The sequence below is a fragment of the Rufibacter latericius genome (assembly GCF_003721515.1).
GTDB classification, from domain to species: domain Bacteria; phylum Bacteroidota; class Bacteroidia; order Cytophagales; family Hymenobacteraceae; genus Nibribacter; species Nibribacter latericius.
The window spans coordinates 421,756-444,107 of record NZ_RJJD01000008.1; the positions used below are offsets into that span (position 1 = coordinate 421,756).

Below are 22,352 nucleotides of genomic sequence, written 5' to 3' on the forward strand. Positions count from 1 at the left end.
GCTATCTTCTTATTCTTTCAAGCTCTTTTTTATATGAGTAAAATTCTACCCACTAGTACAACTTGGCCTTTCCTGCTGCTACTATTGCTCCTATTTTCTTCCATTTCTGAGGCTACGCACTTACGGGCAGGGCAGATCTATGCCTCAAGCGATACCACGTCTAATCCAATACCCGGACGGTTCTTCTTTACGTTAGTGACTTTCAGTGTGGCCCCTCCGCCCTTTGAAGATCTGGAGGCTACGCTGTACTTCGGGGACTGCACCAGACAGCAGGTGGCCCGCGAATCCAGGACTTTACTGGCGAATAACCAGAACAACAGTTTCGTGAACGTTTACCGGTTTGAGCATATTTATGCCCAGCCAGGCACCCATACCGTCACGTTTGTGGGCGAGAACCGCAACGGCGGCGTGGTGAACATTTCCTCCTCTGTGCAACAGACGTTCTTGCTCCAGGCCTCCATCACCGTTGATCCGCTGTTGGGCGTGAACCGATCTCCTATCCTCCAATACACTCCGGTGGATGTGGCAGCCAGAAACCAGATTTTCGTGCACAACCCGGCCGCCTATGACCCCGATGGCGATAGCCTATCCTTTAAAATGCTGGCTCCCCGTATCTCAGATGGCGTGGACGCCTGCGGTAATCCGGTGGGCAGAAACGCCCCTGGCTACCGAAGTTTAGAATCCTTTTTGGGAAGACTTGAAAACAGGGTTCCAGAGGGATTTTCCCTGAACCAGACCACCGGGCAATTGACGTGGAACACCCCTGGGGTGCTGGGGGAGTTCAACCTTGCCATTGAGGTAGAGGAATGGCGCGCTGGTCGTCTGATTGGCAAAGTGACCCGAGACATGCAGGTCTTTGTACGGGAAGACTCTAACCAACCACCGGTGCTCTCCACCTTGCAGGGCATATGTGTGGTAGCTGGCACTTCCATCCAGGAAACAATCCATGCAGTTGATGAAAATCAGGTCCCCCATTGCCCTGTTAGCCCAGGGAATGATGCTTTCCTCTGCTTCGCCAGAGGCCAGGTTTGTTTCTGCAGATGGTGGTTCGGGGGTTTTCACGTGGGTACCTGGCCTTTCAGATATCCGGTCACAACCTTACCAGGTTCTTTTCAGGGCAGAAGACCAGGTGCCTTCGGGTAATCTAAAACTAGTGGATCTCCAGCCCTGGAATATCACGGTGTTGGGGCCCGCGCCCGTCCTTTCTGCGGCGGTACGCGAGACGGATTCCAGCATCAGGGTTACCTGGGAGAACTACGCTATTCCTAATGCCCGCCGCCTCTACCTTTACCGGAAAGTAAATCCATCTTCCTTTACGCCAAGCGCCTGCGACAAAGGAATTGCGGCCTCGGCAGGATACACGTTGGTGGGCTACGTGTCAGCGGGTACTACTTCTTTCGTGGACAACAACAACGGGCAGGGACTTGACCTGACCCAGACCTACAGTTACCGTCTCTACGCCGATTCCAATGCCCCTAAAGGAGGCACCAGCGTCGCTTCCAATGAAATCACCACCGGCCGACTGACCGGAGTTTCAGACGAAATCAGGCAGCAGATAAGCTTCTATCCTAATCCCACGGCTGGTGTACTGACTGTAAATGCGCCGGCGGCAGTGAAGGTAAAAGCCGCCCAAGTTTTCAGCCCGGTTGGAAAATCCATGGCTTCCCTCATTCCTCAGAAATCAGCCGGGGGGTGGAGTTTTGATGTCCGCCATTTACCAGATGGGCTCTTTCTCCTACGTCTGCAGACCGACCACGGAACGCTGACTTACAAACTGGTCATTAAACGATAAATCAGCTACCTGTTTCAGGGCCGTTTTCTGAGAAATAGCCCTGAAGCAGGAATTACTTCCCCGGTTTGTTTTATCAGTTCCGGTCGAAAATCACACATCAGCAAAGGGTCCTGCCTCGCTTGTTTCTGCTGCCAGATCATTCAATTTTGCAGGATGTGCCTATGCAAGGTTCACGCACAAGGTTGCCCTTGCAATCTCAACATACTATAGCTATATTTAGCTGAAACAGAACCTATTAACCAACATCGTATATAAGATAATATTCACCAAACGGATTTTCCCTTCACTATGAAACCTCCCCTACCATTAAAAAAGGCAAAGACCTTAGTTCTGCCATTCTTCTTGCTTTTTCTTATTTCCTTCTCGGTTCAGGCCACTCATTTACGCGGTGGTGAGTTATATTACAAAAGCGACACCACCGCTGCCCGTAATCCTTTGAAGTTTTTTATCACGTTAGTGACGTACAGTGTGGCCCCACCACCCTTTGAAGATCTGGAGGCAACCCTGTACTTCGGAGACTGTACCAGTCAGACGGTGGCCCGCGAATCAAGAACGTTACTAGGAGATTCACCACTTGGCACCTTTGTCAACACTTACCAGTTTGAGCATACCTTTGCCGGGCCCGGCACTTATAAAATCACGTATGCTGGCTCTAGCCGAAATGCGGGTACTGTCAACATCTCCAATTCGGTTCAACAAAGGTTCTTTTTGCAGAGCACGTTGGTGGCAGATCCTTTGCTGGGGATTAACCGCTCCCCGGTGCTGAGAACGCTGCCCGTAGATATAGCCCTCCGAAACCAATTCTTCACCCACAACCCTTCTGCCTTTGATGCTGACGGCGATAGCCTCTCCTACAAATTGGTAACACCCCTAACAAGTAACGGCGAAAACGCCTGTGGCACACCATTGGGCCAGGAAATACCCAGTCACCGAGGATTGGAGAATTTTCTTGGCGTACCAGACGCCAGAAGTCCGGCTGGCTTCACCCTGGACCGGAAAACCGGCCAACTGACCTGGAATACCCCGGGAGTTCTGGGGGAATACATTGTTGCCATGGTGGTAGAGGAATGGCGCGGAGGCAGGCTAATTGGGCAGGTAATGCGAGACAGGCAACTGCTGGTGCGGGAAACCCCAATAGTAACCGGTGTTTCAGAAGAATGGCAAGAGCAGATCTCCACCTTCCCTAATCCGGCCTCGTCTACGTTGACCTTGAAAGTACCCGCCCATTTACAACTGCGCGAAACCCAGGTATACAATTCCGTGGGAACGGCGTTCACACTGCCTGTCTGGGTAAAAACAAAAGACGAATGGGTCTTCAATGTAGAGGGCTTACCCGAGGGGCTTTATCTTCTGCACCTCAGAACCGCACAAGGAAAGATGACAAAAAAACTGATGGTGAAGCGGTAAGCGTTTCTACCCTGATTTCCAGAAGTTAGCCCCAAAACCCAAGCAGGTGCCCAATTTCAAGGCTACCTTAGTAAACATGGGTCTGCTAAACCATCCAAGGATTTCGGATAACTCGGAAGGCCTTGGATGGTGAAAGGAGCGCTATAACACAAAATCGAAACGAGAAGGTAGCTGCTACTTTCTCGTTTCGGTTTTAAAGGCATTTCTTTAAACAGGACGCTTCAGGATTGGTCCTTCTCCCTGATCAGTTTGAAAAAACCCTCGCGGTAAGTTTCACCAATGGGAACTGATTTCTCCTTCATGTAAATGGTATGGCCGTCTACCATGGTCACTTTGTCAATGGAGATGATATAGGATTTGTGCACGCGGTAAAAGGGTGGTTGCGGCAGTTGTTCCTCCAGGTCTCGGAGGGTTTGGTAGGTGACCACGCGCTGCTGCGGCAGATACAAAGACACGTAATTCTTGAGGCCCTCAATGAACAGGATATCGGCGTAGTTGATGCGCAGGAACTTGTTTTTGCTCTCGCCTTTCACAAACATGTACTCCGGATGCGCCGAAACGGGAGAAACTATCGGAACAAGTGATGTCGAAACCTGAGTTGGGGCCGTTGTCACTGGCTGTAAGATGGCCTGCGCTTTCTGAACGGCTTTTAGAAAACGGTCAAACGCGATGGGCTTCAGCAAGTAATCTATCACATCATGCTCGTAGCCGTCCAGGGCATATTCTGGGTAAGCGGTGGTCAGGATGACTTTACATTTGTTTCCGGCAAGTTTCAGGAACTGAAGTCCCGTGAGTTCCGGCATCTGGATGTCCAGAAACACCAGATCGGCGCGGCTTTCGCTTACCCAACCCAAGGCCTCAATGGGGCTGGTGGTGCTGCCCACAAACTCCAGAAACGGGATTTTCTGGATGTAGGCTTTTAACAGGTTAGACGCGTACGCCTCGTCATCCACACAAATGCACCGGATCATTTTCTATTAGGAATTAAGAATCTGGAATTAAGATAAGCGTTGAAAAGGAGAAAAAGAAAATGAAAATTTACCTGAAGAAGTCTTCCACCTCCTTCTTTTCAGCTTAGTCCAGGGCACCCGTTTACGATACGTTTTTCTAAAAATAAGCCTGAAATAGGTTATAAGTTCTGCAACTTAAGCCGGGTCTCGTGCACCAACCCATTGGTGTTCACGGCAAGGTGGTGCTGGTTGGGGTAAAGCAGTTCCAGCCTCCGTTTGATGTTCGCCAACCCGATGCCCGTGCTGTGGTCTTTCTGCTGCCGGTTGATGCGGTTTCGCACTTCAAAAAGCAGGTCTTTCCCATTTACCTCAAGCTGAATCTGAACAGGGTTGGCTGGGTCATTTACTACTCCGTGCTTGAAGGCATTCTCCACAAACGGAATCAGTACCAGCGAAGCTACCCGTTGCCCGTTTAGGTTGCCCATCACGGTAAAATCAACGAAGAACTTGTCTTCGAACCGGAACCGGAAAATATCGATGAAACTGCGCAGGTAGTCTACTTCCTTCTGGAGTTCCACCTTCCCATCGGGGCTTTCATGGAGCATGTAGCGCATCATATCTGAGAGCTTCAGAACGGCTTCGGCTATAGATTCTGAAACTGGGTAAGCCAGCGCATAGATGTAGTTAAGCGTGTTGTAAAGGAAATGCGGATTCACCTGTGATTTCAGGAAGGCCAGCTCGGCCTGCGTCTTTTCGGCACGTAAGGTTTTGTACTCCTTTTCTTTCTTAAAGGCGTCCTGCACGTTCCAGACCACAGCACTGATGGCCATCATAGGAAAGGCCCTTAAGAGGTTATTTGTGAAGTAGTAAGAAAAGGGCGTATCCTCAGAATAATTACGGAAGCCGAACAGGAACGGGTACATCATTTCCTCCAGAAAGTAGCGGGTAAACGTGAACAGAAACAGCGCAAGGGCCAAACAAAGCACTAACTGAACCACCTTTTCCCGTTTCAGAAACCGCGGATATACAAATAGATAACAAAAGTAAAATGTAACGGCCAAGCTGATAAAATAGGAGATGTAGAGCAACGGCATCCATGTGAAAGGCCTGTCCGGCAAGAGGTAGTTCTCCAAAATGCTGTACCCCATGTACAAGCCCCACGCAGCCAGATGGTAAAGAAAGATTCTGCTTTTCTTCATACCCAAAGTTAAAGGGCGCAGGTGCCATTACCGCATTTTTTATCCCAATCCCCACTTTCCTGATGTCAACCTCATTTTTAGGTCTCTTTTCCTGAAAACAAGCAAAAAACCGACGTTGGGATAATGGTTCGCTGGATTGGGATTATTTAATTTTTACATCAGGCAACCTCCCGCACCTTTGGTTCATCATTAAACCAGAACAGACCCGTATGAACCAAACCCCTACTTTCCGCCAATTCCCCTTTCTGGTTTTCCTGAGCCTTATTTTCTCTTTCTCCGCCCTGGCTCAAAGCGGCACCTCGGTAAAAGGAACCGTACTAGATGGGAAAAAACAACCCCTCGCGTATGCCACCATCATGCTTTTGGGGTTGCCAGATTCTACCCTAGTCAACTCCCAGATGACAGACGAAGCAGGCGTGTATGTTTTTGAGAAAGTGGCCTCCGGCCGATACGTCATCAAAGCCAGTCGCATTGACCATCACCAGGTGCTAAGTCCGGTCTTTGAAGTAGGCACGCAGCCGGTTCAGGTGCCGTTTCTGCAAACCACCCTCAAAACAACTGTCCTCAACGAAGTGGTGGTGCAGGGCCAGCGCCCTCTTCTGGAGCAGCAAGCCGATAGGCTGATCATGAACGTAGAGAAACTCAACACGGCCGGGGAGAACTCGCTGGAGGTGTTGAAGAACGCGCCGGGCGTGCGGCTAGACAAAGACGATAATATCATCTTCAGGGGCAGCGGCAGCGTGAACGTGATGATCAACGGCAAGATGACCTACATGTCTGGTTCTGAACTGAGCATGTACCTGAAATCTTTACCGGCCTCGGCTGTGAGCAAAGTAGAACTGATCGCGAACCCGCCGGCGTCTTTTGATGCGGCTGGTACGGCGGGTATCATCAACATTGTGCTCAAGCGCGAGCTCACCAAAGGCATGAACGGCACCCTGATCGTGGGTACCGGTTACGGCACGTATGAAAAGGCCGGGGTAAGCACCAACCTGAACTATAACCTAGGCAAGGTCAGCTTTTACACGCGCCTCCATATAAGCCACTCCAACTCCTACAACAAACTCACCATGGAGCGTACCATCAGAGACAGCCTGTATCGGTCGGTGAACTACTGGCACCCCATCACCAAGACCGTGAATGTAGTGGCGGGCGCCGATTATTTCATCAATAAACAGCACACCGTGGGCATCATGCTGAAAGGCTATTCCTCGCCGCAGGATGTTTTGACTACCAGCAATTCGGTGAACTATGACATACCCGGCAGAGCCATCGGCAGCGTGCAGATGAGCAATCCGCGCGATGTGGTTTCCAACAACTACAGCCTCAACCTGAACTACAAATTCGACATAGACACCACGGGCCGTTCGCTCACCTTTGACGCCGACTTCGTGCGCTACCAAAACGGCGCCGATGAGTCTTTCACGAACCAATACTTCGCCGCAGCCATACGGAACGGCCGCGAGTTCGAGAACCTGCGCAGTTTCTCAGATGCCGCGGTCCAGATCTACGCCCTCAAAGCCGATTACGTGCATCCTCTGCCTCACAACTGGAAAGCCGAAACCGGTTGGAAAAGCAGTTGGGTACGCAATGACTCAGATATCAAATTTGAGACGCTGCAGGAAAACACCTGGCTAACCGATGACCGCCGCACAAATCAGTTTCTGTATGACGAGAACATCAATGCCGGCTATATCAGCCTGAGCAAGAAAGTAAGTAAGGCATTAAGCCTGAAGGCCGGTCTGCGGGCCGAGCAAACCATTTCCAGAGGGAACTCCCGTACAACCCAGAACGTGGTAGATCGCAACTATTGGGAGTTGTTCCCCAGCGTGTTTGCCAGCTACAACCCCAGTGAAGACCACCAGTTCTCTACCTCCTACAGCCGCCGCATCAGTAGGCCCAATTACCGGAGCTTGAATCCGTTCACCTTCTTTTCTGACCCATATATGGGCATCAAAGGAAACCCGTTTCTGCAGCCGTCTTTCTCCAACTCGCTGGTGGCCAGTTATACCTTCAAGAACTTCCAGTTGCTGAGCATCAGTTACCTGCAGCAGAATGATTTTGTGATGGAAGTGGTGAGCCAGAACGATGCCACCAAAGAAAGCATCAGCACGCCCCAGAACCTGAGCCGCGCCCGCACGTTGGGCATCAGCAGCGGCGGCACCTTACCTATGCGCAAATGGTGGAGCGCCAACCTGCAACTGCAAGGCAACCTGAACAAAGTAAGCACCCCGGTGCAAGGCGAGCAATACAACCAGGAACAGTTCTCCTGGGACTTCAGCACGGATAACAACTTCACGTTGCCTAAGAACTTCAGCGTGCAATATTCGGCTTACTACAGCTCGCCCTCGGTGTCTGGCCTCTTCAGGAACAAAGCCTCTTACCTTATGAGCATAGGCGCAAAGAAAACCTTTATGGACGGCCGCGCGACAGTAAGCGTAAAACTGAACGACATCTTTGACACCTCCCGTTTCAGAGCCAATCTGAACTACAGCAACGTGAACATGTACTGGGAAAATGAGTGGGAAAGCCGCCGCCTGAACCTCACGTTTGACTTCAAATTCGGCAACAGCAAAATCAAAGCCGCCCGCAGCCGGAAAACCGGCACCTCTGACGAAGAGAACCGGGTGAGCAGGTAATTCCCATTCAAACCCCGTCCGCAAGGACGATGCAGGCTTGCAGCGGTTCCAAAGTAAGACAGGTACCTGCGGCGGGCCGGGGCGAAGGCCTACAGTGAGGCCGAGACCAGGCCGCCGCACGCAGGGACAATTCCAATGGCAGTGGCCTACGTGAGCGATGGAACATAGGACGGCAGCGGGGTGGTACCAATCTGAAGCCTCACTGTCCGAGCGTCAGCGAGTTTGAGGCTTCTTGATTCTTTTGGTTACTTTTCTCATCAAGGAGAAAAGTGACAAACGCGGGCAGGCCGCATCTGCAGCCCTGGAGTTAGTAGGTAGGAAGTGGGAGTACCTGCTCTTTAAAAAAGGATCAGCAAGAAGACCGACAGGTGTAAACACCCCTCTTTATCTCCCTCAAGGGGAGAATCCCGGCTAGGTTTAAATTGAATGAAGAAGCAGTGAATTACCGGCTATGCAGAGTAAAATTCGAGTTTGAGGCTGGTGCCTCACTAAAGTTGCAAACTTCAGACCATGGTAGGTCCAAGTCACAGACTTGAACCGGAGATAAAAAAGAGAAAAGAATCAGCAGAAGAAGGCATCCCCTTTCCCCATTTCAAAGGGGGACTTTGCGCTTAGAAAAGGTAGTTGATGGAAAACCAACATCGGCTTGCAAATCCTTTATCAACCAGAAACTGGACAAAGCGTTTCTCTCCTATTTTCTCAGAAACACCCTGAAATCACCGCCACACCCGGCCTCCGGGTAAAAATAACCGGAACAGCCGCCTTTTGTCCTATCCTTGCCATTCCAATGCACGTACCTTTGTAAAGAGAAAAGAATAGAAAGCTATGTTAGGAAAAGGCTCTAAGTTATACAGCATCGCCAAATTGAAATGCCCGCGTTGCCACGAGGGAGATCTGTTTGAGAATAATAGCCTCATGGGTTACCGCAAAATGAGCAAGATGCTGGACCACTGCCCGGTCTGCAACCAGATCTATGAACCGGAACCCGGCTATTACTACGGCGCCATGTTCGTGAGTTATGGCCTCACCGCCGGACCAACCCTGGCCATTGTGGGTCTCATGATGCTGTTCTCTGAGGAAATCACCCTTTGGATGTTCATGGCCGCCCTCCTTCTTTCTCTGGTCCTGTTTATGCCCGCGCTTTTCAAACTCTCCCGCGCCATCTGGATCAACATCTTCATCAGCTACAACCCCGAGGCGGCCACCAATCCGCAAGCAAGAGGACACTAGAATTGGAGTTGTTTCTGCCCTGTTTTCCGCAATTTGATGCGCCACCATTGGTCATTTCGGAAACACCTTTGATTGTAGCCAACTGGTTTCTCCTTCATTCCCTGTCATTGAATTATGCAACGGTGCGCTGGCCCTAGGCATTAAAGACGATTCCTTTTTCAGCGATTTTTCAAAAAACAGGTTGAAATCACGCCTGAACAGGTTCGGCCGAAAGGGTAGCAACGGACTTCTACGACCCGAAAGCGTATTTCTTCCACAACCATTTTCCAGGAGCAAAAGTTAAAGAGCTGTTAATCACTTCGGTTTACTTTGATCTTATGCTACGTTCCTTTCTGTTGCTCTCTCTTCTTCTACTGATTTCTGGTGCCGATAATCTCTCCTGGGCCCAAGACCTTACCGGCCCCAATGGCGAGACCTTTTCGGTGCGGGTGGTGAAAGACAAACTCAGCGATCCCTGGGAAGTAGCCTACGGACCCGATAACCACCTCTGGATCACAGAGGCCAAAGGCTATAAAGTAAGTCGGCTCAATCCTTCTACCGGGGCACAAACCGTTTTGCTGGACCTCACCCCAGAACGTAAATTCCCGCGCTATGACAAGGTTTCCGATTCTATAGACGGCGGCAAACCGTGGCCGCAGGGCGGACTGATGGGCATGGCGCTGCACCCGCAGCTTTTATCGGGGAAGCCGTATGTGTACCTGGCGTATGCGTATGATTTTGCCGGATCAAGGAAAACGGACGAGGGCTGCGATCCTAATTTCGGGGGATGCCACTACACCATGCGGCTGGTGCGGTATGACTACGAACCCAAAGCGCAGAAACTTTCCAACCCTATGATCCTCTGCGACAGCATTCCCGGCAGCAACGACCACAACTCAGGCCGGCTCCTGATTGCGCCGGTCAACGGAAAAGACTTCCTGTTTTACACCGTGGGCGATATGGGTGCCGGGCAGTTCAAGAACGTGGGCCGGCCGAACCACGCCCAAGTCACTGGCAGCTACGAAGGCAAAGTCCTCCGCTTCAACATGGAGCCTGATACTGATAAAAACCAGTACGACCGCTGGATTCCGAACGACAACCCTTTTACCAGTGCGCAGCGCCAGAATGCAGTTTGGAGCTTGGGTCACCGAAACGCCCAGGGTTTAGCCTATGCGTTGGTGGGCGGCACGGGAAGAATCTACGCGAGCGAACACGGGCCTTTCTCAGACGATGAGATCAACGTGATTGAACGAGGTAAGAACTTCGGGCACCCACTCATCATCGGGTACAATGACAACAACTACAACGGACTTGCTGCGGGCGTCAGTAACCATACTCAGCTTCCCGGCGAGTGGCACACCACCTACCCTACCATCAAAAGTGAGAAGGAAAACGCCGCAGCCATTGGGGCTCAGACCTATCGTGACCCCATCTACAGCTTCAATCCCAACTCTAACGCGTTCCTGACAAAGACCCTGACGCAGGCGAGAAGCGGTGGCGAAAACAACACCCCGGAATGGCCATCCGAGGCCCCCAGCAGCATTGCCGTATATACCGCCTCGGGCATACCGGGATGGCAAAACTCACTGCTTGTGCCCACGCTCAAAACCGGTAAACTCCTCAGGCTGCCCCTTAACGCCTCAGGCACCGGAGTCACTGGCGATACGCTCACATATTTCAGATCTAAAATCCGGTACCGTGACCTAGCCATCTCGCCAGATGGCAAAAAGCTGTACTTGGCCGTAGACAGTTCCTCAGTGACCTCCGGCCCCTCGGGCGAAGACCCCAAAGGCAGCCACTACCGCGGTTCCGTCCTGGAATTCACCTACGTGAAAGGCGGAACTGCCAGAAAAAGTGCTTCGGGTGGTGCATCCGGTAAGAAGCAACGAGGCGGCTCCAAAGCAGTCTCACCAGCAGCCAGACAAAGTAGAAAAGAGTAGGATTTGGTTCTGCTTCGGGGCTGTTTTCTCTAAAACAATCCCACAACAGATGGAGGAAAACAGACCGCCATTTAGCTAAGCACTTTCTTTCCTTTTTGTCATCCAGAAAGGATCTTGTGAGCCAACGCGAAGAACGCTTACGCGGAGCCTGGCTAGTATGCCCACAAAATCTTTCCGGCTTGGGATAAAGGAGAACTTTGATTTATTTGACCTTGAATTTCTGCTTGCCGGTGAGCAACTGAAAGAACAGCACGAAGTCTGAAGCTAGGCTGTAGAGAGGGTATTTGAACGTGGCCGGCTTATTTTTCTCAAAAAAGAAATGTCCCACCCAGGCAAAGCCATACCCAATCACCGGCAGCCACCAAAGCCAGCCATAGCGGCCTAATACAAACGCGATTATCATGAGCAACAGCAGCAACCCAGTCCCTACAAAGTGCAGCACCCGGCTGGTGGTGTTCTGATGCTCCAAGAGGTAGAACGGGTAAAACTCCTTGAAGGAAGTGATGCGGGGTGAAGGATTAACCATGGCAGTGAAAGTACTTTCACTACTTTATACGAATTCAGCCTCTTATCATCAGTCCACACCGAAGAAAAACCTGGGGTGCAAGCATTCATTTAGACTCACTTACTCCCCAGGTTCTTTAACTCTTGTAATTCGTTCTGAAGTCAGATTTATCCTTCGGATCTCAGGATAAAATCATAACCATGTATTGAGTAATAGAGCGGTATGTCTGCCCATTCCAGATTTTGGTCTTTCGCCTTTAGGTGGGCTGTCCGCATGAGTTCCATAAATCTTGCAATGACTATTTGCTCACACCAGTCTCGGGCATTTTCGGCCTCTGCAGAATCAGAATCTTCATTCTCAAAGGCTTCCTGAAGTTGCTCATACCCTTTTAGGATGAACTCCCCAGAAGTCATTGTTTCTTCGCTTGCCTCACTTAGCCACTCCATGTCCTCAAGGTCCCATCCTCCGTCTTCAATGAATGCGAACCCATCTATATACCAGTAGTCTGTATTGATATCGAATTCATTCATTTCAAAGTACATGGCTTTGACTGCAATCTCCTTTGAAACATTGGCATAGAATTCATCCATCCAGACCGTCAAAGCACCAGATTGGTGAACAAGGGATTGTCCAAGAACTGCATGAAAGTCAGTGAAAGTTATTTTTTGAAGGGCTGTTTCCGCTAACTCAATTGCATTTGAATAAGCGTGAACCTCAAGGAAAGGGTTTATTTGTTCAGCAAAATCAAAGTTCATATACCATCATTTTTCTCTGACTGAACCTACTAAAGTTCAGTCAGAGAAAAAAGCTTTCGTTATAAACGGCCATCAAATCCCTTTTGCCCGCTTGCGGTCTTCGAAATAGGCCGCTACTTCATCCCGGGTTTTCGCGTTGAACGTCATCTCCGCCGTTAGTCCGCCTTTGCGGCCTACGAGCACGCCGTACCGCATGTCTTCGTAGCCGCGCATGCTGTGGGCGTCTGGGTTGATGCTGAGCATTACGTTCTGGCTGAGGGCGTATTCAACCCAGCGCCAATCCAGGTCCAGGCGTCTTGGGTTGGCGTTGATTTCAATGATCACCCCGTGCTCAGCGCAGGCGTCAATCACGGCTTTGTGGTCAATGGGATAGCCTTCGCGACGAAGGAGCAAACGGCCGGTGGGGTGACCCAACATGGTGGTGTACGGGTTCGCGATGGCGGTGAGCAGGCGGTCAGTGGCTTTCACGAGGTCCATTTTCAGGTTGCTGTGGATGGAGGCCACGATGAAGTCAAAAGAAGCCAGTACGTCGTTGTCATAGTCCAGGGCACCATCGGTCAGGATATCAGACTCAATGCCTTTGAAGATGCGGAAGGGTCCCAGTTGCTGGTTCAGGCGGTCTATTTCTTTGTGCTGCTCTTTGATTCTAAATTCATTCAGGCCGTTGGCATAGTACGCCGATTTGGAGTGGTCGCAGATGCCCAGGTATTGGTAGCCCAGTTGCTGGCAGTGCACCGCCATTTGTTCCAGGGTATGCGCGCCGTCTGAGTAGGTGCTGTGGTTGTGCACGGTGCCTTTCAGGTCTTGGCCGGTGAGCAGGGTGGGCAGCTTGTTTTCTTTGGCCAGTTCCAGCATCTTAAGGCTTTCGCGCAGCTCGGGGGCAATGTAGGGCAGGTTCACCCGCCGGAAGATCTCCTCTTCAGAAGCAGCGGGCTCGCCGTAGGCCTCAGCCATGAGCGTGTCCCCGTTGTCGTTCAGGGGTTGGGTCAACCAGGACGGGTGCGCGGAGTACAACAGCACCTGGTTGGCGAAGCGGCGCTCCGGCACTAAGCGCACCTCCAGTTTCAGATCAGAAGTGTCTACCTGGGCGCGCCACACAAACGGTCCGGATACGGATTCCTGGGGCATGACGCCTGGCAACTCCGTCAGGAGATCCGGCCATTTGGAATCATCGTGCAGGCTTACCAGGAACTGCAGGGTTTCCACGGTTTCCATGTTGCGGCGCAGGTCGCCTACTACTTCGGCCGAGGCTGTTTCAGGCCTGTTTTTCAGGAAAGAGAGCAAATCCAGGGCCAGGACCTCGGCCTCGGCCCAAAGCAGTTTGCCTTTGTTGGACTCTGTGTATTGCAGCCCCTGCAGAATGGTTTCCTGGGTTTTCGCCCCGAAGCCCTTCAGCTTAGAAACCTCGTTTTTCTCGCAGGCCTCCCGCAGCGCCTCAATGGTGTCCACGCCCAAGTCTTTCCAGATGGTTTTGATCTTCTTTGGTCCGATGCCCTTGATGTTGAGCATCTGCACCACCCCTTCTGGCGTTGTTTCCAGCAGCCGTTTCAGGTCAGCGTGGCTGCCCGTCTGAATGGCTTCCATGATCTTGCCGGCCATGCCTTTGCCAATGCCATCTAACTTTTCCAACTGGGCCTGGCTCATCTGGTGGATGGGCGATTCTATTCGCTCCATCACCATCACGGCACTGGTATAGGATCTTATTTTAAACGGGTTCTCGTCGTGCAGCTCCATCAAAGAAGCCGTGAGCCGGAACATACGGATGAGTTCTTTATTCTCCACGGTGCGGTTGTGAAAGGGGTTCTGACAAAGATAGGAACATACTGCGTATGTTAGTCCTGAGTTCTGAGTCTTGAGTGCTGAGTATTATGTGAGGTTGGGGAGTTCTTGGTCTTGAATCTTAAGTTGTAAATGGTAAACGGGATTAAAATCGGCAAAGCCGATTTAGGCATGTTTTCCAGATAAGGGTTTCAAAAGACTGTAATTAGAATCTATCCCAACTTATATTTGCCCTACTCAGGACTCAAGGCTCAGAACTCAAGACTATTTTTTATATTGTGGCAGGATTGTCAGTGGCCTATTGCCGGGATACTCCTTACGGGTATGAAACACTTCTTTTTGCTGAGTCTGCTGGCGCTGGTTTTGATGGCGGCCAAGTGCGGGGCCGGGCCTGAGTTACCGGCCGCAGTGTACGGGAATACCTGGCTCAATTCCTATGAAGAAGACTCGGCCGATGTGAAGTTTTACCGCCCGAATACTTTTGATTTTCCGCCCTCACGGGGCCGCACCGGGTTTATGATAGAGCAAGACGGCAGGTTCCTGCGGTACGGCATCGCCCCGACCGATGGGTTGGAAGAACAGCCCGGCAGGTGGGAAGCGCAGGGCAAGGATCGCTTGCTCATTACCTATGACAATCCCAAACACACCCCGGAAGAACTGGAGATTATCTCGGCTACAGCAGAGTTGATCAAAGTCCGGCGGAAAGAAACCCAGAAATAGATACCTTTTACCTTTAACCGTGGCAAGTGCTTTTCTCCTTTGGGGCGGCGCACTTGTTTTTAGCTTACCTATGAACTATTGGCTTGTTAAAACCGAACCTGAAAAATACGCCTGGTCTGATTTAGAACGCGATACAAAAACCACCTGGGACGGGGTTAGAAACTTCCAGGCCCGCAACAACCTCCAGAAAATGCAGCAGAACGATCTGGTGCTCTATTACCACAGCGTTTCTGAGAAGTCTATTGTGGGAGTTGCCAAAGTTGCCCAGGAAGCTTTCCAGGACCCTACCACGCCAGAAACCCAATGGGTGGCGGTGACCCTGGTTCCTGAGCAGGCGCTTGCCAGGCCCGTAACCCTGGATCAGATCAAAAAAGAAGAGCGACTCCAGAACATCGCACTGCTGCGTCAGTCGCGGTTATCGGTGATACCCTTAACGCCAGAAGAGTTTGATATTCTGCTCACTATGGGCCAGTAGCCAGCGTAAAACATCTGGCGCGTTTTGGCGTTTTTAGTGAGTTCCCTGTCATTTCATAAAAACACCTTATGCCCGCACCCATTAGAAGAAATTCTTGGCGGTACTTGTTTCTCCTGCTCTGCTGGGGCGTGGCCTTCTCTGCCCAGGCCCGTCAGAAAAAAGAGAAAGACAAAGAGAAGCCTGCCCCTCCTGCCCAGACCCATCGGGCAGAAATAGAGAGCGACTCTTATGAAGATGAACATACGGTGCATGCCTTGCCAGACACGGCCCTGCTGGTGGTGTCTACCAAACGCAACGGCTGGTTTGGCAAGGATGATTTTGTGCTTACCAAATATGACCGGGAGCTCAAACAACTCTGGCAAACCAAATACGAGCACAAGACAAACCACACGCTGCTATTTGTGGCCTCAGAGCGCAAAATGGCCTACCTGCTGTTTTCTACCCCCAGCAGCAAGAAACTGATGCTGCACAAGGTGAACGCCACTACCGGGGTAGCCACTTTCACGGAGCACACCTTGCCCAGTTCCTACATCAGCATCAAAGAAATGGCGGTCCTGGATGGGCAGGTGTTCCTGAACGGCCTGGACCGCGATAACCTGAACATGATGCGCCTGGACCCGAACGCGGACGAGATAAAATTGCTGCCCGCCGTTTACGGGATGGAAGACGATCTGGGGGAGTTCAGGGTAGATACCCTTACCCACGCGGTGGAGTTTGTGGTAGCTGAATCGAATGGCTGGCGGTCAAGGGTGCAGACCAAGCGCCTTAACTCCAAGGGCGATGTGATTGGCACGTACTTCATCCAGCCCCCTATGGATTACCGGAATGATAACACTCTGCAGGCAGGCCGCCTCACTCCCGGTGACACCCTGACCAAAATCCTGCTGGGCACGTTTGGGCACCGCACTTCGGTTTTCTCAAAGGGTTTGTTTTCCAGTGATCTGGCGGGCAACGTGCAGTACTTTGATTTCAGCAAACTGGAGAACTTCTTTGAGTACCTGGGCCCGCGGGCGCAGCGGCGCATGAAAGCCAAATTTGCCCGCCAGGAAGCCAAAGGCAAACCCATGGTGCTGCGCTACCGCATGTTCCTGCACCCGGTTATGCCGCATCCGCTGGGTTATGCGCTGGTAGGGGAAATTTACTACCCGCAGTACCGAAGCGGCAGCCTCAATCAATACACCACCATCACCGGCCGGTACCCAGACCTACGCCAAACCAGAAGCACGTTTGACGGGTATCGGTTTACCCACGCCATTGTCTGCGTCTTTGACAAGCAGGGAAAACTGCTCTGGGACAACGCTTACAAGCTCAAAAACGAAACCTACCCAGAACTTGCCCCAACCGTAGAAGCCGGCGTGACACCAGAAGGCAATGTTTCACTGGTTTTCCCCGAGGAAGAATACATCTGGTACAAGACCCTGAAACCAAACGTAGCCATCTCCAACGAAGAGAAGGTGGAGGTGCGCCTAAAAGACGAAACAGAGAAAAGGATCTCCAGCAACAGCGAGGGCATCCTGCGGTGGTACGGCAGCAACTTCATTGCCTTCGGGTTCCAGCGCATTAAACCGGAGCACGGGCAGGCACGCACCGTCTTCTACCTCCAGAACATGGTTTTCTGATCATCTTCTTAGTTTGGGTTCACCTCAGTTTCTTGCCCCTTTTCCTAAACCAACGCCAAAACCGTTGCACGACTTTGAGGGCTTAAGACGACTTTTGTCTTCCTGCAAGCGCTATAAAAATTTGAGACTTCCTTTTAGGAGCCAAGCACAAATCTGAAAAGATATGGGCTGGGATGATGACTTTATATTAATTTATAATTATATTAAGTCAGACTAGCTCTTTTTGTATGCGTCTCGTCCCCAGATGTACACATCAGCCGTACCTCATGCTCCTCCTGCTTTGCTGGAGCATGGCCTTTGCTGCGCAGGCGCGCCAGAAAAACAAAGTCAGGGTAAGGTCGAATCCTCCGGCTCAGACCTATCGGGTGGAGGTGGAAAGCAGTCCTTTTGATGACAAACACCTGGTTCATGTCCTACCCGATAGCGGCGTGCTGGTGGTCTCTACCAAGCGCCTTGGAGGGACTGAAAGGCAGGAATTTAAACTCACTAAATACAACAAAGAGCTTAAACCTGTCTGGAAAACAAACTACGGCCACACGTCAGACCAAACGCTCTTATTGGTTGCCTCTGAGCGAAAAACCCTGTACCTGCTGTTTTACGCACTCAACAACCAGAAAGTACTGCTCCATCAAGTAAACAATGCCACGGGTATGGGCACAGTGAGTGAGCACACGCTGCCTTCGGCTAGCCTCACCCCCCAAGAAATGAAGGCGTTGGACGGCCAGGTGTTTCTGAACGGGCTGGAGAAGAACAACCATACCATCCTGCACCTGAACCCGGCGCAAAAGGAGGTAAAGATTCTGCATGCCTCACTTGGTCTGGAAGAATTAGGAGAGTTCAGGGTAGACACCTTGACGCATGCGCTGGAACTTGTGCTAACCGAGTCTAATGGTGCGCGCTCGCGGGTGCAAACCAAACGCCTAAACGCAAAGGGCGAAGTCATAGGCACGTATTTTGTCCAGCCCCAGATGGAGTTCCGGACAGAAAACACCCTGCAAGGTGCCCGCCTGGCTCCCGGAGATACATTGAGAAAGGTTTTGGTGGGCACTTTCGGGCACCGCACTTTTTCTTTCTCCAAGGGTTTGTTCACCAGCCATCTGGGGGGCAATACCAGGTACTTTGATTTTAGCAAGCTCCGGCATTTCTTTGAGTACCTCTCTCCCAGGAAAGAACGTCGGATGAAAGCGAAATTCGCCCGTCATGAAGCAAAGGAGAAACCGCTTTTGCTGCGGCATCGCGTACTGCTACACCCCGTTATGCCGCACCCGATGGGTTACGCCATTGTTGGAGAGGTTTATTACCCGGAATACAAAAACACGGCCCGAAACCTGTACAACGGCGCCTATGGTCGCGAGTCAGACACGCTGCAATCAGGTAAAAGTCCGTATGATGCCTATCGGTTCACGCATGCCATCGCCTGTGTTTTTGACTGGGAGGGCAACCTTTTGTGGGATAATTCCTACCGACTTAAAAACGAAACCTACCAAGAACCCACTTCTATTGTTAAAGCAGGCGTTTCGCCGGAAGGCAATATCACCCTGGTGTACCCCGAGGAGGAATACATTAGGTACAAAACCCTGAAACCGAACGTTTCTGGCGCCAACGAGGAAAAAGTGGAGGTAAGATTACAGGAAGCCTCTGAAAAACTATACGCCAGCAATGAAGGCGGGATTCTTCATTGGTACGGAGGTAACTTTGTGGCCTATGGGTTCCAGCGCATCAAACCCAAGCAGGGACAACCCCGCACGGTCTTCTACCTGCAGAATATGACGTTTGAGTAAGTAACCTCTTCTGGATTTTTACCGGGTAAGGCTCTTGACAGAGACTGCCCGCAGCATGAAAAAGCCCAAAAGACCAGACAGCACTGAAGCCACTAAAATAGAGAACTTGGCTGCGGTTTGGTGAACAGGGTCTGAGAAGGAAAGCAGGGCAATAAAGATAGACATAGTGAACCCTATCCCGGCTAACAAGCCCAAGCCCACCACCATTTTCCAGTTGACGCCGGTTGGCAGAACGCTCACCCTTAATTTAACGGCCAGCCAACTTGTAAGCAGGATTCCGATGGGTTTTCCCAAAAGTAGCCCTAAAACGATTCCCATGCCCAACGGACTTAACAGCCCCTCCACCATACCGGCCTCAAACCGAATGTTGGTGTTCACCAAAGCAAAAATGGGCATGATGAGAAAGTTGACGGGTTTGGTAAGCGCATGTTCCAGTTTCTCCAGCGGAGACTCCTTTGCATCTGGAGTAGTAGGGATGGTCAGTGCGGTGAGTACCCCGGCAATAGTGGCGTGTATGCCCGAGTGGTGAATGAAGTACCACATGAAAAGACCTGGCACCAGGTAAAAGACCAGTGACTTCACCCCAAACCGGTTAAACAGCAGCAACAGCAAGAGAATACCGCCGGCGTAAAGCAAGTAAGTGCCGTGAAGCCCCTCTGAATAGAAGACAGCAATTACCACAATCGCACCCAGATCGTCTACAATGGCTAGGGCGGTTAAGAAGATTTTTAATCCTGTGGGCACCCTGCTTCCCAGCAGAGAAAGTAATCCAATGGCAAAGGCGATGTCCGTGGCCATGGGGATGCCCCAGCCGCTAGCGGTGTCTGTACCTGCATTGATGAGGGCATAGATGCCGGCGGGAACCAACATCCCTCCCACTGCAGCGAAAACAGGCAGGGCGGCCTTCCGCAAAGAGGAAAGTTCGCCTTCCAGCATTTCGCGCTTTATTTCCAGCCCTACCAGCAGAAAGAAAATAGCCATAAGCCCATCATTCACCCAAAGAAGGAAGGAGTACTTGAGGTGAAGTTGCCCAGACTCAAATCCTAGCTCGGTCTGCAGAAGATTGGCGAAGACGTCGCCCCAGGCAGAGTTAGCGATCAGCAGTGAAATAACCAGGGAAATGATCAGAATGATACCACCAGCGGAGGCTGACCGGAAAAAATCAGGGAATACTTTGAGGTTGATGAAATTTGCCATAACTCAAACCTACGGCAAAATCTCCTTGGGGTAGAAGTGTTTTTCTAAATTAGCCAGCAGCTACTCTGCTGCTCCTGAGCCCTAAGGGCAAGAATCGTTGTCTGTGCTGTCAGAAATACAACTTTTGAAAAGACAGATCAGAGAAGAGAAAAATTGCGCTCTTTTGCCCTTCGCTACGGGTAAGTCTTTATATTTGCCCAAAACCCGGCCATGCACAAACGCCTCATTGTTCCGCACGCACTGTTTCAGATCATGATCCGGCGCCTGGCGCACCAGCTCATAGAGACGCACCGCGATTTTTCAGATTCCGTTATCCTGGGACTGCAGCCCCGCGGCATTTTCGTGGCCGACCGTCTGCAGCAGACCCTCCAGGAGATTCTGGGCATCACCGTACAAACCGGCTACCTGGACATTACCTTCCACCGCGATGATTTCCGCCGCCGGTCTACCCCGTTAGCGCCCAATGCCACAAAAGTTGATTTTAGTCTGGAAGGCAAACGTGTGATTCTGGTGGACGATGTGCTCTACACCGGCCGCTCGGTTCGGGCTGCCATGGATGCCATGATTTCTTACGGCAGGCCGGCCCAGGTAGAACTATTGGTACTCATTGATCGGCAATACACCCGCGATCTGCCCATTGAAGCCACCTATATAGGTCAGCGCGTAGATTCCCTGCACTCGCAGCGGGTGGAAGTGACCTGGCAGAGTCCAGAATCTGCGGAGGATGTCATCTGGCTTCATACCCTTACCCCAGAACAAGAAGAACCCCATGCAACAGCTTAGCGTCCGGCACCTGTTGGGTATCAAAGAGATCACCCCTCAGGACATTCAGTTGATCTTTGAAACCGCCGACCAGTTTAAGGAGGTTCTGAACCGCCCCATCAAGAAAGTACCTTCGTTGCGCGATGTCACCATTGCCAACGTCTTCTTCGAGAACTCCACCCGCACCAAGCTTTCTTTTGAGTTAGCCGAAAAACGCCTATCAGCGGATGTGATCAATTTCTCGGCCTCGGGCAGCTCCGTAAAGAAAGGCGAAACCCTGCTGGACACCGTCAACAACATTCTGTCTATGAAGGTAGACATGATTGTGATGCGCCACAGCAGCCCCGGAGCCCCGCACTTTTTATCGCGTAAGATCCAGGCCAACATCGTGAACGCCGGCGACGGCACCCACGAGCACCCCACCCAAGCCCTGCTAGACTCCTTCTCCATCCGGCAGAAACTGGGCGATGTAGGCGGCAAAAAAGTAGCCATCATCGGGGACATTACCCACTCACGGGTGGCGCTTTCCAACATTTTCGCGCTGCAGATGCAAGGAGCCGAGGTCGCCGTCTGTGGTCCGCCTACGCTGCTGCCCAAGCACATCGCCGATCTGGGCGTGAAAATCTTCTGGGACGTACGCGAGGCCCTGCAATGGTGCGATGTAGCCAACGTGCTGCGCATTCAGTTAGAGCGCCAAACCGGCAAGCTGTTCCCATCGTTGCGCGAGTACGCGCTGTACTTCGGTATCAATAAGAAAATGCTGGACGAGCTGGACAAAGAGATTGTGCTTATGCACCCTGGCCCAATTAACCGAGGCGTGGAACTCACCTCAGATGCCGCCGACTCGCATCACTCCATCATCTTGGACCAGGTAGAAAATGGCGTGGCCATCCGGATGGCCGTCCTGTACCTGCTAGCCAGCAAAGGATAAGCTTCCCGAGGAACAACAAGGAAACTGGTTCTTCTGGATATACTTCTTTAAATAAGCTAAAATCACCAAAAAGGTATAGAACAGAAAGGCCGTTCTATACCTTTTTGGTTTATGTACGTTTTATACCTCATTTATAGAATAGAGGCCTAAAACAACTTGGTCTTGGGCTTAATCAATTTTGAACTAAATTTCTGCCAAATTGATTAAATTCAAAACGTGTAAATCTTAGCCCCAAGAAACCTGTATCACGATATGACCAAAGAACTTGTTAACCCTTTTGGAAGGGTCTACCTTACCATTGAAGAAGACTCTAAAAACAGGTTGATCTATGTAAATTGGATGGGGTATTTAACCGAGGAAAATGTTAAAACTGGTGCCAAAGCGTACACCCAGGCTTTGGCCGAGGCAGGTTTCAATTGCGTTTTGAATGACACCCGGCTCATTATCGGTTCCTGGGATCATTCCATGGACTGGGTATTGAACGACTGGGCTCCTAATGCCGCCAAAGCCGGACTGAAACGCTTCGCGATGTTAGCGAACCCAGAGAGTTTCGGAGAGTCTTCTGCCTCTACCTTCCTGAAAGAACTGAAGTCTTTTGATGCTAAGTCCTTTGCTAACTTAGACAAAGCCAAACAATGGCTGAGAGAATTCTATAAAGATTGAGTTTCTAATTCACCAATGCATTATCAAAC

At 51.2% G+C, this 22,352-nt stretch carries 19 protein-coding genes; 13 read left to right on the forward strand and 6 right to left on the reverse strand.

From position 1 onward, the window contains the following. Nucleotides 1–33: 33 nt before the first annotated feature. The 3 genes from EFB08_RS23530 (at nucleotide 34) to EFB08_RS13775 (ending at nucleotide 3,199) form a co-directional block, all read left to right on the forward strand. A complete protein-coding gene (locus EFB08_RS23530) occupies nucleotides 34–1,143 on the forward strand; it encodes a hypothetical protein (protein ID WP_165864896.1) in 1,110 nt (369 codons plus the stop codon). 10 nt (nucleotides 1,144–1,153) lie between these two features. Continuing rightward, nucleotides 1,154–1,792: a T9SS type A sorting domain-containing protein gene (locus EFB08_RS13770; protein WP_165864897.1), complete on the forward strand. Its 639-nt coding sequence runs from the start codon at nucleotides 1,154–1,156 to the stop codon at nucleotides 1,790–1,792. A gap of 342 nt (nucleotides 1,793–2,134) precedes the next feature. After that, complete coding sequence (locus EFB08_RS13775; RefSeq protein WP_165864898.1) at nucleotides 2,135–3,199, forward strand: T9SS type A sorting domain-containing protein; 1,065 nt, start codon at nucleotides 2,135–2,137, stop codon at nucleotides 3,197–3,199. Between the two features lie 221 nt (nucleotides 3,200–3,420). Here the strand turns inward: EFB08_RS13775 and EFB08_RS13780 are convergent, their stop codons facing one another. Then, nucleotides 3,421–4,170: a LytR/AlgR family response regulator transcription factor gene (locus EFB08_RS13780; RefSeq protein WP_123127530.1), complete on the reverse strand. Its 750-nt coding sequence runs from the start codon at nucleotides 4,168–4,170 to the stop codon at nucleotides 3,421–3,423. Between the two features lie 158 nt (nucleotides 4,171–4,328). Continuing rightward, complete coding sequence (locus EFB08_RS13785; protein WP_125077741.1) at nucleotides 4,329–5,348, reverse strand: sensor histidine kinase; 1,020 nt, start codon at nucleotides 5,346–5,348, stop codon at nucleotides 4,329–4,331. A 209-nt stretch (nucleotides 5,349–5,557) separates the two neighbouring features. Between EFB08_RS13785 and EFB08_RS13790 the strand changes: the two genes are divergently transcribed. The 3 genes from EFB08_RS13790 (at nucleotide 5,558) to EFB08_RS13805 (ending at nucleotide 11,136) form a co-directional block, all read left to right on the forward strand. Further along, nucleotides 5,558–7,987 (forward strand): outer membrane beta-barrel family protein, encoded by a 2,430-nt coding sequence (locus tag EFB08_RS13790; protein WP_123127532.1) that lies wholly within the window; start codon nucleotides 5,558–5,560, stop codon nucleotides 7,985–7,987. 825 nt (nucleotides 7,988–8,812) lie between these two features. Further along, the gene (locus EFB08_RS13800; RefSeq protein WP_123127534.1) at nucleotides 8,813–9,217 is read left to right on the forward strand and encodes a DUF983 domain-containing protein; all 405 of its coding nucleotides are present in this window, start codon (nucleotides 8,813–8,815) and stop codon (nucleotides 9,215–9,217) included. Nucleotides 9,218–9,534: 317 nt separating this feature from the next. Continuing rightward, entirely contained in the window at nucleotides 9,535–11,136 is a 1,602-nt protein-coding gene (locus tag EFB08_RS13805; protein WP_123127535.1) for a PQQ-dependent sugar dehydrogenase, read from the forward strand. Nucleotides 11,137–11,338: 202 nt separating this feature from the next. Here the strand turns inward: EFB08_RS13805 and EFB08_RS13810 are convergent, their stop codons facing one another. The 3 genes from EFB08_RS13810 to polX all read right to left on the reverse strand — a co-directional run bounded on the left by EFB08_RS13810 (nucleotide 11,339) and on the right by polX (nucleotide 14,178). Next, nucleotides 11,339–11,662: a DUF962 domain-containing protein gene (locus EFB08_RS13810; RefSeq protein ID WP_123127536.1), complete on the reverse strand. Its 324-nt coding sequence runs from the start codon at nucleotides 11,660–11,662 to the stop codon at nucleotides 11,339–11,341. 146 nt (nucleotides 11,663–11,808) lie between these two features. After that, complete coding sequence (locus EFB08_RS13815; protein WP_123127537.1) at nucleotides 11,809–12,396, reverse strand: hypothetical protein; 588 nt, start codon at nucleotides 12,394–12,396, stop codon at nucleotides 11,809–11,811. Nucleotides 12,397–12,468: 72 nt separating this feature from the next. Then, nucleotides 12,469–14,178, reverse strand: a complete 1,710-nt coding sequence (polX, locus tag EFB08_RS13820; RefSeq protein ID WP_123127538.1) for a DNA polymerase/3'-5' exonuclease PolX — start codon at nucleotides 14,176–14,178, stop codon at nucleotides 12,469–12,471. 321 nt (nucleotides 14,179–14,499) lie between these two features. Here polX and EFB08_RS13825 point away from each other — a divergent pair, with 321 nt between their 5' ends. The 4 genes from EFB08_RS13825 (at nucleotide 14,500) to EFB08_RS13840 (ending at nucleotide 18,770) form a co-directional block, all read left to right on the forward strand. Continuing rightward, nucleotides 14,500–14,895: a hypothetical protein gene (locus EFB08_RS13825; protein ID WP_165864899.1), complete on the forward strand. Its 396-nt coding sequence runs from the start codon at nucleotides 14,500–14,502 to the stop codon at nucleotides 14,893–14,895. Between the two features lie 70 nt (nucleotides 14,896–14,965). Continuing rightward, nucleotides 14,966–15,370 (forward strand): EVE domain-containing protein, encoded by a 405-nt coding sequence (locus tag EFB08_RS13830; protein ID WP_123127539.1) that lies wholly within the window; start codon nucleotides 14,966–14,968, stop codon nucleotides 15,368–15,370. A gap of 68 nt (nucleotides 15,371–15,438) precedes the next feature. Beyond that, a complete protein-coding gene (locus tag EFB08_RS13835) occupies nucleotides 15,439–16,989 on the forward strand; it encodes a hypothetical protein (RefSeq protein WP_123127540.1) in 1,551 nt (516 codons plus the stop codon). Nucleotides 16,990–17,255: 266 nt separating this feature from the next. Then, a complete protein-coding gene (locus EFB08_RS13840) occupies nucleotides 17,256–18,770 on the forward strand; it encodes a hypothetical protein (RefSeq protein ID WP_125077742.1) in 1,515 nt (504 codons plus the stop codon). Nucleotides 18,771–18,788: 18 nt separating this feature from the next. Here EFB08_RS13840 and nhaA read toward each other — a convergent pair whose 3' ends face one another. Next, nucleotides 18,789–19,967 (reverse strand): Na+/H+ antiporter NhaA, encoded by a 1,179-nt coding sequence (gene nhaA, locus EFB08_RS13845; protein WP_123127542.1) that lies wholly within the window; start codon nucleotides 19,965–19,967, stop codon nucleotides 18,789–18,791. 210 nt (nucleotides 19,968–20,177) lie between these two features. On the opposite strand from nhaA, the gene pyrR reads away from it, so the two are divergent. From pyrR to EFB08_RS13860, 3 genes are all read left to right on the forward strand, one after another. Then, complete coding sequence (pyrR, locus tag EFB08_RS13850; protein ID WP_123127543.1) at nucleotides 20,178–20,750, forward strand: bifunctional pyr operon transcriptional regulator/uracil phosphoribosyltransferase PyrR; 573 nt, start codon at nucleotides 20,178–20,180, stop codon at nucleotides 20,748–20,750. Further along, nucleotides 20,737–21,660 (forward strand): aspartate carbamoyltransferase catalytic subunit, encoded by a 924-nt coding sequence (locus tag EFB08_RS13855; RefSeq protein WP_123127544.1) that lies wholly within the window; start codon nucleotides 20,737–20,739, stop codon nucleotides 21,658–21,660. The genes pyrR and EFB08_RS13855 overlap by 14 nt, the downstream gene beginning before the upstream one ends. 252 nt (nucleotides 21,661–21,912) lie before the next feature. After that, nucleotides 21,913–22,323 carry an STAS/SEC14 domain-containing protein gene (locus EFB08_RS13860; RefSeq protein ID WP_123127545.1) on the forward strand — a complete coding sequence of 137 codons (411 nt, stop codon included), beginning with the start codon at nucleotides 21,913–21,915 and terminating at the stop codon, nucleotides 22,321–22,323. Nucleotides 22,324–22,352: the final 29 nt, after the last annotated feature.

What these genes read in the sequence shown, in the direction of transcription:
- EFB08_RS23530 (WP_165864896.1), top strand. Translation starts at nt 34, where the DNA reads ATGAGTAAAATTCTACCCACTAGTACAACTTGGCCTTTCCTGCTGCTA.
- EFB08_RS13780 (WP_123127530.1), bottom strand. Translation starts at nt 4,170, where the DNA reads ATGATCCGGTGCATTTGTGTGGATGACGAGGCGTACGCGTCTAACCTG.
- EFB08_RS13785 (WP_125077741.1), bottom strand. Translation starts at nt 5,348, where the DNA reads ATGAAGAAAAGCAGAATCTTTCTTTACCATCTGGCTGCGTGGGGCTTG.
- EFB08_RS13790 (WP_123127532.1), top strand. Translation starts at nt 5,558, where the DNA reads ATGAACCAAACCCCTACTTTCCGCCAATTCCCCTTTCTGGTTTTCCTG.
- EFB08_RS13800 (WP_123127534.1), top strand. Translation starts at nt 8,813, where the DNA reads ATGTTAGGAAAAGGCTCTAAGTTATACAGCATCGCCAAATTGAAATGC.
- EFB08_RS13805 (WP_123127535.1), top strand. Translation starts at nt 9,535, where the DNA reads ATGCTACGTTCCTTTCTGTTGCTCTCTCTTCTTCTACTGATTTCTGGT.
- EFB08_RS13810 (WP_123127536.1), bottom strand. Translation starts at nt 11,662, where the DNA reads ATGGTTAATCCTTCACCCCGCATCACTTCCTTCAAGGAGTTTTACCCG.
- EFB08_RS13815 (WP_123127537.1), bottom strand. Translation starts at nt 12,396, where the DNA reads ATGAACTTTGATTTTGCTGAACAAATAAACCCTTTCCTTGAGGTTCAC.
- EFB08_RS13825 (WP_165864899.1), top strand. Translation starts at nt 14,500, where the DNA reads ATGAAACACTTCTTTTTGCTGAGTCTGCTGGCGCTGGTTTTGATGGCG.
- EFB08_RS13830 (WP_123127539.1), top strand. Translation starts at nt 14,966, where the DNA reads ATGAACTATTGGCTTGTTAAAACCGAACCTGAAAAATACGCCTGGTCT.
- EFB08_RS13835 (WP_123127540.1), top strand. Translation starts at nt 15,439, where the DNA reads ATGCCCGCACCCATTAGAAGAAATTCTTGGCGGTACTTGTTTCTCCTG.
- EFB08_RS13840 (WP_125077742.1), top strand. Translation starts at nt 17,256, where the DNA reads ATGCTCCTCCTGCTTTGCTGGAGCATGGCCTTTGCTGCGCAGGCGCGC.
- nhaA (WP_123127542.1), bottom strand. Translation starts at nt 19,967, where the DNA reads ATGGCAAATTTCATCAACCTCAAAGTATTCCCTGATTTTTTCCGGTCA.
- pyrR (WP_123127543.1), top strand. Translation starts at nt 20,178, where the DNA reads ATGCACAAACGCCTCATTGTTCCGCACGCACTGTTTCAGATCATGATC.
- EFB08_RS13855 (WP_123127544.1), top strand. Translation starts at nt 20,737, where the DNA reads ATGCAACAGCTTAGCGTCCGGCACCTGTTGGGTATCAAAGAGATCACC.
- EFB08_RS13860 (WP_123127545.1), top strand. Translation starts at nt 21,913, where the DNA reads ATGACCAAAGAACTTGTTAACCCTTTTGGAAGGGTCTACCTTACCATT.